This is a genomic window from Paenibacillus plantarum (assembly GCF_013141695.1).
Taxonomy (GTDB): Bacteria; Bacillota; Bacilli; order Paenibacillales; family NBRC-103111; genus Paenibacillus_E; species Paenibacillus_E plantarum.
In genome coordinates, this window is record NZ_WHNY01000067.1 from 237,723 (window position 1) to 256,287 (window position 18,565).

12 protein-coding genes are annotated in these 18,565 nt (G+C 45.5%); 10 read left to right on the forward strand and 2 right to left on the reverse strand.

What is annotated here, in order from left to right; all coding sequences use genetic code 11:
• The first annotated feature begins 150 nt into the window (after positions 1 to 150).
• The 10 genes from GC096_RS24130 to GC096_RS24175 all read left to right on the forward strand — a co-directional run bounded on the left by GC096_RS24130 (position 151) and on the right by GC096_RS24175 (position 16,876).
• Positions 151 to 1,161, forward strand: a complete 1,011-nt coding sequence (locus tag GC096_RS24130) for a zinc-dependent alcohol dehydrogenase (protein ID WP_171633837.1) — start codon at positions 151 to 153, stop codon at positions 1,159 to 1,161.
• Entirely contained in the window at positions 1,158 to 2,291 is a 1,134-nt protein-coding gene (locus tag GC096_RS24135) for a Gfo/Idh/MocA family protein (RefSeq protein ID WP_171633838.1), read from the forward strand. Before GC096_RS24130 ends, GC096_RS24135 begins: the two co-directional genes overlap by 4 nt.
• Before the next feature lie 35 nt (positions 2,292 to 2,326).
• Positions 2,327 to 3,205 (forward strand): AraC family transcriptional regulator, encoded by an 879-nt coding sequence (locus tag GC096_RS24140; RefSeq protein WP_171633840.1) that lies wholly within the window; start codon positions 2,327 to 2,329, stop codon positions 3,203 to 3,205.
• Between the two features lie 147 nt (positions 3,206 to 3,352).
• Positions 3,353 to 8,371 (forward strand): golvesin C-terminal-like domain-containing protein, encoded by a 5,019-nt coding sequence (locus tag GC096_RS24145; protein ID WP_171633842.1) that lies wholly within the window; start codon positions 3,353 to 3,355, stop codon positions 8,369 to 8,371.
• A 76-nt stretch (positions 8,372 to 8,447) separates the two neighbouring features.
• Entirely contained in the window at positions 8,448 to 10,268 is a 1,821-nt protein-coding gene (locus tag GC096_RS24150; protein ID WP_171633844.1) for an S-layer homology domain-containing protein, read from the forward strand.
• Between the two features lie 119 nt (positions 10,269 to 10,387).
• Positions 10,388 to 11,482, forward strand: a complete 1,095-nt coding sequence (locus GC096_RS24155; protein ID WP_171633845.1) for a response regulator transcription factor — start codon at positions 10,388 to 10,390, stop codon at positions 11,480 to 11,482.
• Positions 11,479 to 13,257 (forward strand): sensor histidine kinase, encoded by a 1,779-nt coding sequence (locus GC096_RS24160; protein WP_171633847.1) that lies wholly within the window; start codon positions 11,479 to 11,481, stop codon positions 13,255 to 13,257. The genes GC096_RS24155 and GC096_RS24160 overlap by 4 nt, the downstream gene beginning before the upstream one ends.
• 99 nt (positions 13,258 to 13,356) lie before the next feature.
• Positions 13,357 to 14,325, forward strand: a complete 969-nt coding sequence (locus GC096_RS24165; RefSeq protein WP_171633849.1) for an ABC transporter permease — start codon at positions 13,357 to 13,359, stop codon at positions 14,323 to 14,325.
• A 27-nt stretch (positions 14,326 to 14,352) separates the two neighbouring features.
• Positions 14,353 to 15,228 (forward strand): carbohydrate ABC transporter permease, encoded by an 876-nt coding sequence (locus GC096_RS24170; protein WP_171633851.1) that lies wholly within the window; start codon positions 14,353 to 14,355, stop codon positions 15,226 to 15,228.
• Positions 15,229 to 15,253: 25 nt separating this feature from the next.
• On the forward strand, positions 15,254 to 16,876 hold the full coding sequence (locus GC096_RS24175) for an extracellular solute-binding protein (RefSeq protein ID WP_171633852.1): 1,623 nt from the start codon (positions 15,254 to 15,256) through the stop codon (positions 16,874 to 16,876).
• A 228-nt stretch (positions 16,877 to 17,104) separates the two neighbouring features.
• Here the strand turns inward: GC096_RS24175 and GC096_RS24180 are convergent, their stop codons facing one another.
• On the reverse strand, positions 17,105 to 18,178 hold the full coding sequence (locus tag GC096_RS24180) for an amidohydrolase family protein (protein WP_171633854.1): 1,074 nt from the start codon (positions 18,176 to 18,178) through the stop codon (positions 17,105 to 17,107).
• Positions 18,179 to 18,195: 17 nt separating this feature from the next.
• A complete protein-coding gene (locus GC096_RS24185) occupies positions 18,196 to 18,552 on the reverse strand; it encodes a Rieske (2Fe-2S) protein (protein WP_312886334.1) in 357 nt (118 codons plus the stop codon).
• Positions 18,553 to 18,565 lie beyond the last annotated feature (13 nt).

Genomic DNA, 18,565 nt, shown 5'->3' on the forward strand with positions numbered 1-18,565 from the left:
AGACGGAAGAACAATAGCAACAACAAGAACACGGAACCCAATTTTGGGTTTCGTGTTTTTTGATAAAAAATCATTTTTTACGTCAAAGACGCTCCAAGTAAAAACATTTATATTGAAAATGAGATCAATATAAAGGAGTGTATCAATGCGATGATCAATAAAAAAGTGATTTTTCTAAGTCCATGGCAGGTAGAAACGGTAGAAGAGAACTTCGCCGGGCTAATTGGCGTAGAGGAGGTACTGGTTAAGAAGCTGTACACCTTAATCAGTCCAGGAACTGAACTGGCCATGTTGTCGGGGAACGAAGCTTGGTTCCAAATGCCTGGTATTCCAGGTTATGCAGCTGTAAGTGAGATTGTGGAAGTGGGGGCAGGCGTAACGGGGTTTACATCCGGCGATATTGTTTTTCATTATGGCACCCATTCCAAGTATGAGGTCGTTTCAATAAGGGGGACTTTCCTTAAAGTTCCGGAGAACTTGGATTTGAAATGGGTACCTTTTACTCGCATGGCAACCGTCGCAACGACGGCGATTCGTGTGTCGAATATTGAATTTGGGGATTATGTTAGCGTAACGGGGCTTGGACTAATTGGGAATATGGCCGCACAGTTGGCGCAGGCGCAAGGTGCTACTGTGATTGGTATCGATTTATCTGTGGAACGACTTCGAATCGCAGAACAATGTGGTGTGATCTACGGAGTGAATGGTGGACAAGTCAACGTGAAGGAACAGATAGCCAAAATTACCGATGGAAAAGGAGTTTCTACGCATATTGAAGCAACCGGTGTCCCGCAAGTGGCGATCCAGAGTCTCCCCTACATCGCCAAATTAGGCGAAATTATTTTCTTAGGCAGTCCTCGCGGTGAATATAACACGGATGTGACGGATGTACTAAATTATTGCCATTTGTATGGCAGGGGCTGCATTACGTTTAAGGGAGCGCACGAATGGCGTTATCCAATTGAGGCTAACGAGTTTGTCAAACATTCGTTGGTCAGAAACTCGAGCATCATATTCGAGATGATGAAGCAGAAACGGTTGCAGATTGACCCTCTAATCAGCCATGTGCTGAAGCCGGAAGAAGCCAAGCAAGCGTATGAGGGTCTGCGATTGCATAAGGATCAATACAGTGGTGTATTATTTGATTGGAGCGAGACATGAGTCTTCCAAGAAAAGTTCGTGTTGGCATGATCGGTTACAAGTTTATGGGCAAAGCGCATAGCCATGCGTATCGGGATCTCCCTTTCTATTTTGATACAGATATCGAACCTGTCCTGCAAACGATCGTTGGTCGTGATGAAGCCAATGTTAAACGTGCTGCAGATAAATTTGGATGGTTATCTTATGAAACTGATTGGCGTCGTCTGATAGAGAGGGGTGATATTGATGTCATTGATATCGGTACTCCAAATCATTTGCATGCGGAAATCGCCATAGCTGCGGCTCAAGCGGGAAAGCATATCATCTGTGAGAAGCCTCTCGCTATGCATAAAGAGCAAGCTTTGACGATGTGGAAAGCTGCTCAGAAAGCCAATGTGATCCATATGATCTCTCATAACTATCGATTCGCACCCGCTATACAATATGCCAAAAAGCTAATTGATGATGGGGTAATAGGGGACATCTATCATGTCAGAGCGCAATACTTGCAAGATTGGCTCATGGATGCGGATTTCCCTCTAGTTTGGCGTCTGAAGAAAGATATATGCGGCTCAGGTACCCTAGGTGACCTTATGGCGCATTCTATTGATTTGGCTCGATTTCTGGTAGGTGAAATTAAGGAAGTTACTGGGATGATGGAAACATTTATCAAGAAGAGACCTGTAGAAGGTGAGCAATCTATGGCAGACGTAGATGTAGATGATGCTGTTGCGGCTTTGGCCAAGTTTGAGAATGGCGCCTTTGGTGTATTCGAAGCATCACGATTTGGTAAGGGAAACCGCAACGGGAATCGTCTCGAAATCAATGGCTCCAAAGGTTCTTTACGTTGGGATATGGAAAATATGAATACGCTTCAGTTATACTTGGACAATGATGTATTCGGTATGCAAGGCTTTAGAACGATTCATTGTACGGAAAGCGTACACCCGTATGCCGGGGCTTATTGGCCTGCTGGCCATGGGATTGGCTATGAACATACGTTTATTAATCTGATACATGCGTTTACGAAAGGAATTTCAACACATGTGAATCCGTCCCCAAGTTTCGAGGATGGGTATCGAAATCAAGTGGTGCTGGATGCGATTTCCAAGTCGGCGTCTAAGGGAGCACGGATTAAAGTTACTTATTGAGGGCAACCATCAATCATTCCGCAGGAGGGAAGTACATGGAGTCTTGGATGAACAGCATGACACCTTTCGTTAGAGTGGTCAAAATTCATAAATCCTTCTCTCTGGCGGGTGAATGGATGGATTATGACCATGTGTTTACCTATATCGAGCAAGGAGAAGCGGAATTTTTTTTGGACGGAGTCAAGTATCAGGTGAAGGAAGGGGATATTCTCCTTATGCCTCCCTTCGTGGCGCATATTATTCGCTCTACGTCAGAGGTGCCATTGATCCAATATATCGTTCATTTTGACTTGTATTATGATGAAAAACGAAGTGCTTGGGAGGACCAAGCGATTACGGAAGAGCGAAAAGCGATGACAGAAAAAGAGATGCAATTCGCATCGACAAGCCCCATTTCCCGCCTGCAGTTGCCGGACCAGATCGAGTTAAAGAAAAGATTCCTGATCATGCAGAAGGCGTTTCTGGACAGGAGATCGGGTTATTCGTTGATCCTAAAGGGGATTTGTTTGGAATTGTTAGTCCTTTTTATGAAGGGACAAGTGGGCCATAACGATCGAGAAGGGAAGATGACGAAGGGGTGGATGTTTATTGAAAACACCATCACATTCATTAATGAACGATATTGGGACCCTGAATTGGATAATCATACGATAAGTAAACATGTCGGAATATCGACCAATCATTTGTCGTTTTTATTTAAAGATCAACTTGGCATTACGATTCATAAATATTTGACGCATATTCGAATCGAGCAATCGAAAATAAGAATGATCGAGGGGACTCATACCATAACCGCTATTGCTGAGCTTGTGGGCTTTTCAAGCATTTATTTATTCAGTCGATCTTTCAAAGCGACGGTTGGCGTGATGCCCAGTCAGTTTATGGCGATGAATTCCAATATTAGCAAGCATTGAAATAGTCCGTGTTTTTGTCAGAGATATCTTACTTCTGTCCTGTTGTGGACGTATCCTACCATTTCTTAGAATAAGATCATACCCATAAGAGCTGAGGTGAATGAAGTCTTTTGCTGGTGTGATCATATTAATGGAGGTGTGTCACGAATGTTGAAGAGGATGACAAGGGTACGGGGAAGTCGTGTTGTCAAAAGGGTAATGGCGCTGATCATGATTGCGATGATGCTTATCAGCATTGTCCCGATTGGAATGACAGCTGTGTATGCAGCTACAGGTGATGAGCTTGGCGCGCAGGAGATTGGCGTGATCATAGACGATCAAGATCCGAGTGTCACATACACCGGGCTTGCAGCTCCGCCAAGCGGAGCGAACTTTATTCAAGGAGCAAGTGGAACGTATCAAAGCAGATTTACTTATGCGAATTTAAACAAGGCTACACCTCAAAGCATGACGTTTACACCTCAGTTTCCACAGGATGGGATGTATGCCTTCTATGTAAGGAAGCCAGCTACGACGCGCTGGTATGCGGGCAACGTTCCTTATAAGATAACGCATGCGGCAGGCGAACATGTCGTTAATAACCCGAGTTCAGGCAACGGAACAGATGCATGGGTGCCATACGGTGTATACCCTTTCCGAAGCGGGCAGACTTATCCCATTATTGCGGGCGGAGCCGGGTACCAATATTTCCCTCCAGTAGCGCCTGCAGCTAATGGTACGATTCCGATAGCAATCGACGGCATCAAGTTTGTCAAAGTTGGAGAGCTGCCAGACCAAGCGGGATTGGATGCCATCCAAATTGAGCGCAATGCCGAAATGACAGTATCCATGAACCAATGGGCCGTTGATCTGGAAAAAGCAAAATACGAATTGACAGGGACGATTGCTGGAAGCACGACTGTCGGTGCCAACGTGTATGAACAAGTACTTCGCTTGAAGACGGGGAGTACAAGTAATCCGAATGTCCAAATTACCGCAATAGCTCCTGTGGACGGTACTTATTTGAAGGTTGTAGACGGAAATCTCATTCTCAAAGCAAAAAATACGACAACTTCGGACGTAAATGAAAACGCTATCATAAAACTGGGTTTGGGGAATGCATCGGCAACGATCAACCTCACGGTAACGATTGCTCCGAGTCCAGTCGTCGTCGGGGGCGATGATGGAAATTTCACCGATACACCAACCTGGTACCGCGATTACGCGCCGGGCATATTCAATCCGAACGAAGGGACGATAGAGCTTCGGGTGCGTCTGGATAAACCCTATGAGGAATTCGGTAACACCTGGGATTTCTTGTTCAAATTAATACCAGAACAGAGTGGTCCTGGTAATACATTAATTCAGGCTCATATTCCGCCGCCGAGTAAGAAGCCTACCGGTGCGAATGCGGTGTATGAACAACCGCTAACCTTCTTTGTGAGAAACGGGGAAGGAACTAATGGTGCATATGCGTATGCGCAGCCGAACCAGCTCAGCTATCAAGTTGGTCAGTCGTTTAATCTCGCATTTTCTTGGAAAATGGGAACTGGCGGTTATGCCGCTATTTATAAAGATGGTGTTGAAATTACACCTCCTACGCCTGTAACTGCAGCAGCGGTATTGGAGAAGTTCATGCCCTACGAATTCATGGTAGAACGAAGCAGTCCGTTCAATGTTAGTCAAGTTAAGGTTTCTACCAAAGCCCTAAGTGCAAGTGAACTGGAACACACGGCACAGACTTTCAGCCGAGGAACGGATACAGCACTACTTGCTGACATTACATTTGGCCAAGACATTCAATCCCAAAAGTTTATTACGCCTTGGCATAATTCATCCAAATATAGCGTAGTAAAGCCTGCATTTCGCAATGAGAAACAAGTTTATTATTCAGGCGAAGACGCTGTCTATCCAGTTATGACGGTGAATTATGGGGATAGCGCCAAGACCTTCGACGTGAGTATTAAAGCTACTGATCCTTACGGGAAGGTGGAATTTACCGAGTCCTACCCTAATGTGCAAGTTGCTGCTGGAGGTACGTATCACATCGAAAATCTGGAACTTCCCAAATTGAAGAATAAGGTAGGCTTCTGGTATTTGGAAACAACGGTGAGTTCAAGCGGCTCAGCACCTATCATCTATAAGAGTGGCATATCCAAAGTACCCGTAGATGAAGCGGGCGTAGCTGATGGTAAATATGCCAATTATTATGGACAGCATGCGAATTATGACTATGATATGTCTGCATGGACCAAAATTCATACGAGCGCCACGCGCGGTTGGGAGGGTGCGTTACAGTTCTTATGGTATGCTGTTGAGCCAACCAAAGGCAATTTCGATTGGATCAAAAGCGATGCATACGTCGAGAAAGCACAAGAAGCAGGAATGGATGTGCTTGCCGTGCTTGGTTATCCTTCCGATTGGGCATCTAGCAGACCAGCCGAACAGGATATTCCAGCAGGCATGAACGATCTTATGTATCGAGCAGAGCGTTGGGTACCTAAGGATATCATGTATACGAATGGGACGCCAGGAACTGGCGAGGACTGGTCCAACTATGTCTATCAGACGATGAAGCGCTATGCCGGTAAGGTAAAGTATTGGGAGGTCCTCAACGAGGTGAATTTTCACCCAACTTCGAATCCCAAGGCGGTCACAGCGGCTTTCTCAGGTACGAACGAAGAGTATATCCTGATGCAAAAAATAGCTTATGAACAAGCGCAACGGGTGAAATCCGAATATAAGCTGGCAACGGGTCAAGACCTTGAGCTCTTCGTAACTACAAGCGGTTTTGCAACCCCTGACCCGGCGGCAGATCGTCAAATGGCGGTTGATATGCTCAAAGGAGATAACGTTAACTATTACGATATTTACAATGTGCATGGATATAGTGGAACGGAAAAAATAGCGGATATACTTACTGCGTATGCACAAGCCAAAACGACTCACCCGAATCTGCAGTTGTGGCAGTCGGAGGTGTATCCACTTAATAGCACCTATACACCATGGCGCATATTTGACACCGTGTGGAATTACATGGATTTCTTGCGTGTAGGTACAAGCAAATATTTCAATATGGGCACGCCGGGCGAGGATACATTCGTTACAAGGCATTCCCAGTCGCCTACAGAAATGTATCAAACACTGGCGACGCTTCAGCATCATATTCGTAAGGCTGATGCTTATATAGGCTCATATAGCGGCTTTGAAGGTGCTAATTTCCTGAAAGCTAATCATTATCTGAAGCGTACGGATGGCAAATATCTAAGCGTACTCTCAGCGGATGACCTATTACTCTATGTGACTGTCGCCAACGCTGAGCAAATCGTTAGCGCGCAAGATGCCTACGGAAATGTCGTTCCGGTTACGGATTTTGATGGAACGAAACGATTGATGAAAAAGAATAGCTTGTTTATCGTCAGTCAAGCTCCATTACAAATCACGAAAGTTACGGGAGATGTTCCGCTTGCGATAGTGAAGAATGGGGACTTCGAACGCGTAAGCGGAGACCCTGCAGGCGGCCCGTCCGCTGTGTTATTACCAGATTGGACGATGGGCTGGAACAGAGGTGTTTATGGAACGAACGCTTATGTGAATAAGACCTCTCCGTTTGCAGGACAGAACGCGGCTGAATTCAATTCGGCGGGAGCGCCGAACAATCGAACGTTCATATACCAGTCCGTATCCATCAACCAACCTGGTACGTACGTACTCTCTGCGCAAATTAAAAAGTTGGAAGGCAGCGATGTACAACCGGAGTTAAACATTTGGGATGGAGCAAACGATCATCAGCTTGCACCTGTTACGTTAACGAATCAGTATGTTAATTACAGTCAAACTTTTGAAGTCACCGGGCCCATAAATCTTGTCCTTAATGTAGGTATCCTTTCAGGTATCGGCAAAGTTGTGTTTGATAATATTAGCTTTGAGCTGGTACGAGAGAACGTTACAATCTCCATGGATAATTCAGATCCGACTGGCGTAACCCTCTTGGGCCAATGGGAAAGCAGAACGAATGCAGATGCGAACAAGGGTAATTTTGCTTTGAATACTACGAAAAACGGAGCATCCAGCGTGAGCTACAAGCCAGTCATTCCAATGGAGGGCATGTATGATGTATATGTATGGCATCATTATACGACTGGAACGCAGAATGCGCCATTTACCATTAATTATGCAAACGGATCCGAAACGGTCGCGGTGAATCAATACCAAAACGGTAAGAGTTGGATTAAAATAGGCAGCTACCCTTTCCATAAAGGGGAATCAGGCAGCGTTGTGGTTACCAATTCTTATACACAAGGCAACTTTATTCTAGCTGATGGCGTTCGCTTTACACGTACAGGACCAATACCGATTCCAAATCAGGACTTGAACAATAAGCTGACAGGTCCGGCAACAGTAGATGGTGGGCAAAACTTCAAAGTCAAATACAGTCTTGATAGTGTGACCGACAGCGTATATGCGCTGGATGCGACCATAACTTATGACGCGACCAAGCTGGATTTCATTTCAGCGGCATCCTTGAAGGAAGGTTTTGATATTGTTTCGACGAAAACGTCTGTCCCGAATCAGGTCCGCATCATTGCATCAAGTCTAGGTGTAACTAAAGCCATTAAGGCAAACAGTGATGTATTGGAGCTGACCTTTACAGCAAAGCCAGCTGGAACGAACGGTACCGTTGATCTACAAGCAGCATCAATAGCCGTTATCAGTACTGGACTTGAAAGCACACTGGCATCCTTTAAGCTCACGGTCAACGTTCAGTATGCGAACAAAACGAACTTAGCTGCAGCAATTGTTGCCGCAGAAGCGCTTTACAATGCTTCGGTAGAGGGAACGCTGATCGGACAGTATCCGGCAGGTTCCAAAGCGACTCTCCAATCTGCGATTAACGCTGGGAAAGCGGTTGAGACTGACACTGCTGCGACCCAGGCACAGATCGACGCGGCAACGAGCTTACTTGTAGGAGCTGTAGACGCCTTTAAACTGACTGTGAATAAGCAGAAGCCTGAGGACTTGAATGGTGACAATCGCATTAGCGTCAGCGACCTGTACCCAATTTTAATCCATTATGGCAAAACTTCGGCAAGCTCAGATTGGTCGGCGGTTCGTCAATACGATGTTAATCAGGATCTGAAGATCGATTATCTCGATATGGCCGCAGTTGCTATGAAAATCGAATAACTATCCAACTTCGGGAGATTGGTTCTATCACGCCAAATCTCCCGAATCTTTTATTTTGTGCAAAGGAGCAATGAATATGTTATCCCTACCTAAACCTAAACGTAAGCAAAGCGTGTTTTTCGTATTTATTGTAATGGTACTATGTTTTCTTATAAACCCTTTCCCAGCTTATGCCAATTCGTTGCTAGCATCATCCGCTTACACACTCTCAGCAAGTACAAGTACACCGCAGGTAGGGGGTAGCTTCACGGTAACAGCGACAGCTAACGTTTCGGAGCTATTCGCATTCGAGACGATATTTACCTACGATCCGCAGAAGGTTAAACTGATCCGTGCGGATGCAGCTGCAAACGGTAATCTGATAAAACCTGCTGGTGATGAGGGGGAAATCATACTTGCATGGTCAAAAGAGGGCAATGAACAGCCGACCAACGGTACGATGAGAATGGCTGAGCTGACTTTTAACGTGCTGAAATCAGGGGAAACGGAGATCATCTGGCAATCACTGAGGATTGCAAATCGCAGTTTACAGGAAGTGGCCGTATCGCCAGGTAGTTCACTTCGGGCAACTGTTCGAACGGAATCTGGTCTTAGTGACGTAGGAGGTGTGGGCGGTGTAAACGTGCCTAATACGAATGGGAGTGGGAAAGCGCAAGCGCCTTTGACGCCAGAGGTGGCCATTATTGCGGGCAACGCCCGAGCCATGACATTATCTGAAAATGCGGTTAGCCTCACATCGGAATCAGGAAATCGTATACACGTCGTCTTGCATATGGCGCAAGCTTTGAAAGAGATCCATGAATCCTCTAAGGAAAAATCAACTTTCATTGTCATGATTCCAGCTCAGGAGTCGGCATCTATTACGGTGGATGTACCATCCGAGATTCTGCAAGCGATCCAATCTAAAAGTGGGGGAACTGGCTCTCTTGTTATTTCAAGTTCCGTCGGCATGTATAAGCTGCCAATTGATCAATTGAAACTTGATGCGAATGCGAAGGTCACAGTAACGATAGCGACCGTATCGGAAGAACAAACGCACGCGATAGATAAGCTTGTTACGGCAGAAGGCTTTACGCTAACTGGTGTACCCGTCGACTTCACCGTTTCGATCCTAGATGCCTCCGGTCAAGTAACGGAGATGCATGACTATGAGAGCGCGTTTGCTGCTCGAACGATACCAGCAGGGCCTATGGATCCAGATAGAACAGCAGCAGTTCTATTCCGTACAGATGGTACGATGGCCCCGGTTCCAACCTTGTTCGTCAAGCAACCAGATGGCTCTTATATGGCACTTATCCACCGAATGGGCAATAGTATGTATGGGCTTATTACGGGGAGCCGAACATTTGCGGACTTGAACGGTCACTGGTCCCAAAAGGATGTTGAAACGATGGCGGGCCGTTTGCTCGTGAACGGGGATACGGAGGGAAGATTCCGTCCGGATGATGCGATAACTAGAGTTGAATTTGCCAAGTTAGTAACGGATGCGCTTGCTTTGCCGGAGAAAGGTGACAGCATGGCCTTCCGTGATATTGACCCATCCGCGTGGTATTCCCGTTCTCTCTTAACTGCGGTGTCCTTCGGCATAATTGAAGGCTATGACGGAGGGATATTTCGTCCTGATGCATTCGTCACGCGGGAGGAAATTGCCGTCATGCTGGATCGTGCACTGCACGTAACGGGATTTAAATACGATCCACCTGCCCATTTCGTTCAACTGTTAGGTATGGAGCATCTAAACGACTGGTCGAAGGACTCTGTTCACATGATGGTAGGACTCGGCATCCTAACTGGGGATGATCGAAATATGATTCACCCCTCACAATCAGCGACACGTGCGGAAGCCGTTGTTATGCTGAAACGCTTGTTGATTAAGCTTTCATTCATGAATGAGTAAGCGGTATTTTCACCAGGAGTCTCTTAACATGATCTTATCCTACATTGTGATTGAGTAAATCGATCAGAGTAAGATACAATTAAGAGAACGCTCTCAAATTGCCAAGGAGGTCCCAACCCATGTATACAATGATGCTGGTCGACGACGATTATATTTCAAGGGAAGGCCTGCGAGATCTCATCGACTGGGATCGTCTAGGTATCGAGATTACTGGTGAAGCAGAAGATGGAGCGGAAGCGATGCTCGTTGCCCGTGACCTCAAACCGGATATCGTAATTACCGATGTCGTGATGCCTGTGATGGACGGCATTCAATTTATAGACAAGTTGAAACATGAGCAGCCTGCGGTCATGGTAATCATGATTAGCGCTCATCAAGACATTCAGTATGTGAAGGCTTCGATTAAATTGGATGCGATCGATTACATATTAAAGCCCTTCAATCGGGAGGAATTCATACAGGTTGTAGGCAAAGTTGTCGCTAAGTTGGATAAAGAAAGAGCGGAGAAGCGATTAAAGGATGACGTTAGCCAATATTATTCAGGCAGTATTTCATCGACGGGGTTGCCGGTGATTGTGGAGTCTGTGGAGAAGATCATAGGATTATGCAGCACAGGGCAAACAGATGTACTAACAGTGGAGGTCCAGCAGCTCTTTATTACGATTAGGCAATTGAAGATGGAAAGCATGCTGTTTCTTACAACCATCTGCAGTGAGCTTCTTATTAAAGCGATTCGAAGCGCATCCACGCATATCGAGCCTGCCATTGCGCAAGAGGTGAAAGAATCGTTGCACCAATTCAGAACGATGCAGAGCCCTCAGCAAATCGAGATATTTGTCATGGAGAAACTAGTCTATTTGGAGATGGCTTCGAATGAGTTGCGAAACAACAAGTCCCGCAGAATTATCCGAGATGTTGAGGGTATTATTCATAAAATTTACTATCAGAATCTGACCATTGGGCAGCTGGCTGCGGAAGTATTCATGTCTCCTGGACATCTCCAGACGTTATTCAAAAAAGAAACGGGTCACACGATTAACGATTATATCACGCATGTACGAATAAAGAAGGCGCAGGAGCTGCTCAAGGACGCCTCCATCAAAATATATGAAGTAGCCAATCAGGTTGGCTATCAGGACACGCACTATTTCACCAAAATATTCAAAAAAACAGTGGGCGTCAACCCTATGGAATATCGGGAGAAAATGCTATGAGAACAGTGATGAACAAGCTCAGTGGCATTTACTATAACATCAACTTGCGGACCAAACTGGTTATTTCCTATTTAATTTTGATCATTATTCCAGTCATGGTATTGGTCTATTTCTCCTATATTACGATTCATAAGTCTGTGGTTGAACAGACGGGTAAGGCTTACTTGGAAACCTTGAAGCAGGCGGAGAAAAACATTTCATTCGGTATTGAAACTGCCTATAACATTGCCGATCTGACGCAAAGCAATTATGATATTCAGCTCATTCTAAGAACGGTATCAGAACGCGCTTTGACTTCGGGGGAAGTGATTGATTTTTTTAATCTGCTGAACAAAAACGTAAGCAATTACGTGGGCAAGAGCAATGTGCTCAAGGTTAGCTATTTCATGAAAGGGAACCCAACCTTCGTCTCGGCTAGCCCGAATTTCTTTGGCATAGATCAGCTTCAACTTGAGGCAGGTCTACAGCCACTTTTGGAAGGGAAAATCAGAGAAAAGTGGTTCTATGCAAGTGAAGTGGAACATCTCAGCATCGTTCAGAAGGATGAAGTTATCTTTATTAAAGAAATCAAGGATATTAACCGGTTTCAGCATGTGCTCGGCTATGTGATGGTGGAGCTGGATGCCAAATTTATATGGTCTATTCTGAATGATATTCGGCTCCCAGATGGAGCGGAAACACTCGTTAGGTCCCCTAACAAGCGAATAGGCTTCGAGCAATTAAAGGCAGGTGGCAGTGGTGTAAGTGACATGTACTTGAAGTCTTTGCCGGAAGAGGAAGAGGGAATTATCAGTTTCGGACCTGCGGAGAGGGCCAATTATGCTGTTTTCAGCACAACGAAAGGTCTGGAATGGCAAATTGCACTGCTAATGACGGAGAAGCATCTTGGCATGAACAGTAGGTGGATTCAGAACTTCATGCTCGCCTTGGCGGGGGTGGTCTCAATTATTGCTATCATTACTGCCTTCATTATTTCAGGGAGCATTACCAAAAGATTGAAAAAGTTGGTGAAGCTCATCAAGCATGCCGAAAAAGGGAACTTTGAGACAGAGGATAATATTCGAGGAAATGATGAATATGCTCGGCTGCAGCGCTCTTTTAACAAAATGAGCACGCGAATTAAAGCCCTTATTGAAGAAGTGTATCAAGCACAAATCAGCAAGCAAGAGTCGGAAATGAAACTGTTGTATGCGCAAATAAACCCACACTTTTTGTATAACACGTTAGACATTATTCAATGGAGCGCTTTACGAATCGACGCGAAAGAAATCGCGGAATTAACCGAATCACTTGCCAAGTTTCTGAGGTTGAGTTTGAACGAAGGCAAGGAGCATATCTCCGTGGCCGAAGAGGTTATGGAGGTCAGCAAGTATATGCAGATCATCAATTATCGCTATCGGGGAGCCATCCAGTTTAAGACGGACGTCGAAGAGGGTCTGGAAGAGAAGATTATGATCAAAATGATTTTGCAGCCACTCGTTGAAAATGCAGTTATTCATGGGATCAGGCCTAAAAAAGGGAAAGCTGGAACCGTTGTCGTCCGTGCTTATCGGGAAGACGCCTATATGGTTTTGGAGGTCATCGATGATGGCGTAGGGATAACGGCAGAAAGGCTTCAGGAAATGTTTGAGACGGAGAGCAGAGGGTACGGGGTGAAGAACGTACATCAGCGTATACAAGTCTATTATGGTGAGGAATGTGGCTTGCAGTTTTACAGCGAACCAGGCAATGGCTGCCGTGCCGTTGCGAAGCTAAAGATTTCGGGAAGCGTATAATCCGTATTTTTGTCAGAGATATCTTACTTCTGTCCTGTTGTGGCTGATGGGTATATTTACGTAAAATAAAGCTATACAACAAGGAGCTGAGGTGATGAAATGGCAAAGATTACACCCTCCCACGCGATCAACTCTCTAGAAGCAGGTGTGATCCCCAAGAAAAAAAATCGCCTGAAGGCAAGAATCGTACATAATCTTGATTTATATCTGATTATTTCGATCCCCTTACTGGTGCTTTTGATTTACAGTTATGTCCCGATGCTGGGGATCGTCATCGCATTTAAGAACTATCGGGTATTCGACGGCATACTGGATAGCAAGTGGGTAGGGCTGGCACATTTTCGAACATTGTTGACCGATCCTAAATTTTTTAGTGTGTTAAGCAATACGATGCTGATCAATCTGTTCAAATTTATTTTTCAGTTTCCTTTGCCTATTATCTTGGCGCTGCTGTTGAATGAAGTCAGATCGGGCGTTGTTAAACGCATGACGCAAACGCTTACCTATCTGCCACATTTTCTATCGTGGGTCGTTATTGCAGGGATTTTTGTGGATATCCTGTCCCCAAGCACAGGCATTATCAACGGCATCCTGAAGGCATTCGACATCTCACCAATTACGTTTCTTGGCGACGATAGTTACTTCCGCAGTGTGCTCGTCGCATCGACGGCTTGGAAAGAAACCGGTTGGAGCGCCATTATTTACTTGGCCGCATTAACGTCAATTGATCCCGATCTGTACGCCGCGTCCAGCGTTGACGGTGCAGGTAAACTCAGACAAACGTGGCATATTACGCTCCCAGGCATATCCAGTACGATTGTATTCATCATTATTCTAAGGGTGTCTACCTTATTGGGCAGCGATACGGAACAGGTACTACTGTTGTACAATCCCCTTGTATACGGTGTTGGGGATGTCATCGGCACCTATGTGTACCGCGAAGGGATTCAGAACGGTAGTTATAGCTATACAACCGCGGTCGGTTTGTTTGTATCTGTAATTGGATTTACCTTAATGATTCTGGCCAATAAAATTAGCCGTAAGTATTCGAACCGAGGGATATGGTAAATCGGCAGCAGAGAGGAGCAAATAGCTTTGTTCGACAAGAGGATGAAGACCGGGGAAAAGGTATTTACGGTTGTTAATTACACATTGTTGATTACAGTAGGTCTCATTTGCGTCCTACCGTTTATCACACTGTTAGCGAAATCGGTTAGTGAAGAAGCTTACGTCGTCAGCGGTCAGGTCAGCTTATGGCCGATGGGTTTTCAGTTAAAAGCTTACGAAGTGTTGTTATCAGGTATTGATTTTCGCACTGCGTTTACGAACAGCCTGTTTGTAGCCGTTCTAGGTACAGCCATTCAAGTGTTTTTTACAGCTTGTGTGGGGTATGCCATTGCGAAGAGGGATTTAGTAGGTCGTAAAGCCATCAATATTCTTTATGTGTTCACGATGCTGTTCAACGGGGGAATGATCCCTACTTATATGGTCATTAAAAATACCGGATTAATTAACCATCTGTGGGTGCTTGTCATTCCAGGGATGGTGAGCGCTTTCAATCTGATTCTGGTGCGAAATTACTTCGAGTCTCTGCCCTATAGCCTAGAGGAATCTGCGAGAATTGATGGAGCTGGCAATCTCACGATCCTATTCCGCATCATGCTTCCGATCTCCAAGCCGTTGCTTGCGACAATCGCTATTTTCAGCGCGGTAGGGATTTGGAACAACTACATGGACCCTTTAATGTATTTGACGAAAAAAGAAGTGCAGGTGTTACCTTTATTTTTGCAAAACATAGTGGCCGCAGCCAATAAGAACGGTTTGGAAAATCCCGAGCAACTGGCTAATATCGCTTCCGAGACGTTCAGAGCCGCTGCCATCTTCGTTTCTTCAATACCGATTCTGCTCGTCTATCCATTTCTACAAAAGTATTTTGTCACAGGCTTAACGCTAGGTGCTGTTAAACAATAGCTACATATTTGAAGGGGGAAAAAATATGCGGAAGAGATTAAACAAATGGTCAACGACAACTTTATTAGTTACACTTGCAGCCACGGTGTCCCTTGCTGGCTGTAGTAATGAAACAAACAAAGCGACGCCAGAAGCCAAGGCAACGAAAGAGGCTGCTGCGACCCAAGGACCGAAGCTGAATAAGGCCGCCAAAATCAGAATCGCTGTTCCCGATAATGCAGGAGTCAAAGGCTACGAGCAAGGAGCAAGTGCAAACGATAACCAATTCCTGAACATGATCAAAGAGAAAACAGGCTACAGTAATATAGAGTGGAATGTTATTCCGGCTGCAAATCAATTGGATACGTACAATTTGATGTTTGCGTCCGGTGATGTATATGATCTGATTTATACGAATGATTTGAATATTTTCAAACGTTTCAGCGCTCAGGGAGCTCTCCTGCCAGTAGACGATGCGATCAAGCAATTCGGCAGCGAAGTAGATAAATTAGTGACTGAGAATGCATGGACGGCTGTAACGCTGGAAGGGAAGAAATATGCCATCCCGGTTCCTCCGTTTCAGAAATTCGAAAACGTAGATCTAGGCGCAGGATTTCTAGCTAGACAAGATTGGATGGATAAGCTGGGGCTAAAGGCACCTAAAAATCTTGATGAACTATATACGTTCTTGAAGACGATGAAGGACAAAGATCCAAGCGGCAAGGGAACTATACCGTACGTAGCAGCAGCCGGCAATAACGGTAATCCGCTTGATGGACTGGATGTCATTACCGCAGCTTTCGGATTATCCGGCATCAATAACCTCGCTGTCCCTTTCATTGTTAAGGATGGTAAGCTGGTTGATGCACAGGATGTAAATCTAAAAGACTTGCTGACATACCTGAATAAGCTCTATAAAGAAGGCTTGATTGACAACGAGTACCTATTCAACAAAACACAGCAAGTGACCGAAAAGATATCGGCGGGGAAAGCAGCTGCAGCATATGCGGGTTATTGGGATCCTGCTACTTACCAGGCAGGCTTAAGTAAAATTGATGCGAATGCGAAGTTGAGCTTCTTGCCTACGGTAGAAGGTAAAGATGGACAGAAAGGCTATACAATGCCTGCTCCTGTATCCAACTTCTATATCATTCCTAAAAGTTCGAAAAATGTGAACGAAGCTGTGGATTTACTGAACACCTATTTGAAAGATAAAGATCTGCAGAAGTTTGTGAATTTCGGTAAGGAAGGCGTGCACTATGACATGGTCAATGGCGCGCTGACTCCGAAGAAACCTGCGTATGATCAGATCATTTATAAACTGTATTATAGAATGTGGAATACACCGGACATTTGGCTGCCTAACGCTTTACTTGGCGGATATGAGCCAGCTATGAAGAGTTTTGCCCAAGCGGGTGCACAGCTGACTGCTTTCAATATTAACCAGTACAGGCCGCAGACGGAAGTCGAACTTGCCAAAGGTAGAGCATTGATCGACCTGAGAAATGAGTACGTTGCCAAAATCATCAACGGCGCGTTACCACTTACGGCATTGGATGAGTATTATAAAAAGGCGGATGCTGCCGGCAGACAAGATGTTATCAAAGCATCGCAGGATTGGTTTACCAAAGATGGTAAGGCTATTTATGATAAATTGAACAAGAAATAGGATGTCGTATTTCGGGGAAAAGAGCAGTTCACCTTCGTGGGGAACTGCTCTTTTTAATCGTGCTTCAGGCGAATAGATGGATTTTATACAGTTAAATCGAGTTTTCGGATAAATATCTCATAAATAGCTGTATATTTTCCAGTTAAACCTAAACGCTGCGAACTAAAACTCCCTCCCCTTCATTTTCAGTGAAAGGGAGGGAGGGAGGAGTAGGGGAGTTTCGTGCATTTACTTTAGCTTGAACAACTGCCGAGCATTTTCGCTGAAAATTTTCTTCTTCTTCTCAAGCGGGAGCCGTTGCAGGATCTTCGTCGGATCATCGAAATCCCAATGGGGATAGTCGCTGGAGAAGAGAAGCATATTCTCGGCGTCGAACATATTGAACATCGCTTCGAGATGTTTGAAGTCATCCGGTTCTTCGATTGGCTGTGTCGTCATGAAGCAGTGGTCGCGCACATACTCGCTCGGCATTCGCTTCAGCCATGGCGTGGATGAGCGTAAGGCTTTGAAGTTTTTGTCCAGCCGCCACAACAGTGGAGGCAGCCAAGTGACGCCACCCTCGCAAAACACCACTTTAAACCCCGGATACTTCTCAAACACGCCTTCGCACACAAAGCTAACCAAATGAGCCATAAAGGTTTGGGGCAAGCAAGTATGCCACTGCAAATAATTTGACACATAGCCGACCGCAGTCGGTGGGTTAAAGCTACCTGCGCCTTCGGCACCCGGGTGAATCACAAGCGGAAGCCCATTGCGCTCACATGCTTCGTAGATCGGATGGAAGAAACGCTGGCCGTACGGCATCCGGGAACCTCCGATCACACTGACAGCGACGATGTCTGGATGAGGACCGACCCGGTCGATCTCGCGCGCAGCCTCCACCGGATCTTGTGTGCCGATGCACAGGTATCCTTTGAACTTCGGGCTAACGGGCAGCCATTCGGCGATTAGATAATCGTTGTAGGCCCGGCATACAGCTGCCACGTGATCGGTGTCTGCATAACCAGACACGCCAATAATTGAATCGGAGCACAGCAGCGCGTAATCAAGGTTAAACGGTTCGACCAGGTGCTCAAGCATGTAATGCGGATCGGATCCCAACGGTAGTCCGCTAGGTGGATCCGCATCTTTGCGCTTACTGCCAATTGGCGATGAGTAGGGGAGTCCAGCATTGGGTAAACCGAACCTCTCGGCATGGCTTCTCCAAGGCTCATCAAGATAAGGGATCAAGTCGTTTCTACTACGGAACTGATTGTGCACATCACAGTCAATGACAGGCAATTTCTCTTTGTTTGAAATCATATCGTTACTCCTCCTTATTAACCAATCACGATGCCAATTTGTCCATCTTCTACGACGACAGGGTAGGTGCGTGTCCGCACTTTATCACTAAACAATGATTTGCCCGTCTTGAGATCGAACTCCCAGCCATGCCAAGGGCAACGTAATATTTCTTGGTCGCGCCCATAGATAAATTCATAGACTTGAGATTCAAGTGTAGTCCCGCAGACTACTCCTTTGCATAACTCCGCCCCTTGATGCGGGCAATAATTATGTACAGCGTAATAGTCACCTTTCACGTTATAGACCCCGATGGAGCGTTGTTCAATTTGTACGATTTTAAATGCACCGGAAGGAATTTCTTCGATGGAAGCGACCGGATATATGGCCATCATGTTCAGCCCCCTT

What these genes read in the sequence shown, in the direction of transcription:
- GC096_RS24130 (WP_171633837.1), top strand. Translation starts at nt 151, where the DNA reads ATGATCAATAAAAAAGTGATTTTTCTAAGTCCATGGCAGGTAGAAACG.
- GC096_RS24135 (WP_171633838.1), top strand. Translation starts at nt 1,158, where the DNA reads ATGAGTCTTCCAAGAAAAGTTCGTGTTGGCATGATCGGTTACAAGTTT.
- GC096_RS24140 (WP_171633840.1), top strand. Translation starts at nt 2,327, where the DNA reads ATGGAGTCTTGGATGAACAGCATGACACCTTTCGTTAGAGTGGTCAAA.
- GC096_RS24145 (WP_171633842.1), top strand. Translation starts at nt 3,353, where the DNA reads ATGTTGAAGAGGATGACAAGGGTACGGGGAAGTCGTGTTGTCAAAAGG.
- GC096_RS24150 (WP_171633844.1), top strand. Translation starts at nt 8,448, where the DNA reads ATGTTATCCCTACCTAAACCTAAACGTAAGCAAAGCGTGTTTTTCGTA.
- GC096_RS24155 (WP_171633845.1), top strand. Translation starts at nt 10,388, where the DNA reads ATGTATACAATGATGCTGGTCGACGACGATTATATTTCAAGGGAAGGC.
- GC096_RS24160 (WP_171633847.1), top strand. Translation starts at nt 11,479, where the DNA reads ATGAGAACAGTGATGAACAAGCTCAGTGGCATTTACTATAACATCAAC.
- GC096_RS24165 (WP_171633849.1), top strand. Translation starts at nt 13,357, where the DNA reads ATGGCAAAGATTACACCCTCCCACGCGATCAACTCTCTAGAAGCAGGT.
- GC096_RS24175 (WP_171633852.1), top strand. Translation starts at nt 15,254, where the DNA reads ATGCGGAAGAGATTAAACAAATGGTCAACGACAACTTTATTAGTTACA.
- GC096_RS24180 (WP_171633854.1), bottom strand. Translation starts at nt 18,178, where the DNA reads ATGATTTCAAACAAAGAGAAATTGCCTGTCATTGACTGTGATGTGCAC.
- GC096_RS24185 (WP_312886334.1), bottom strand. Translation starts at nt 18,552, where the DNA reads ATGATGGCCATATATCCGGTCGCTTCCATCGAAGAAATTCCTTCCGGT.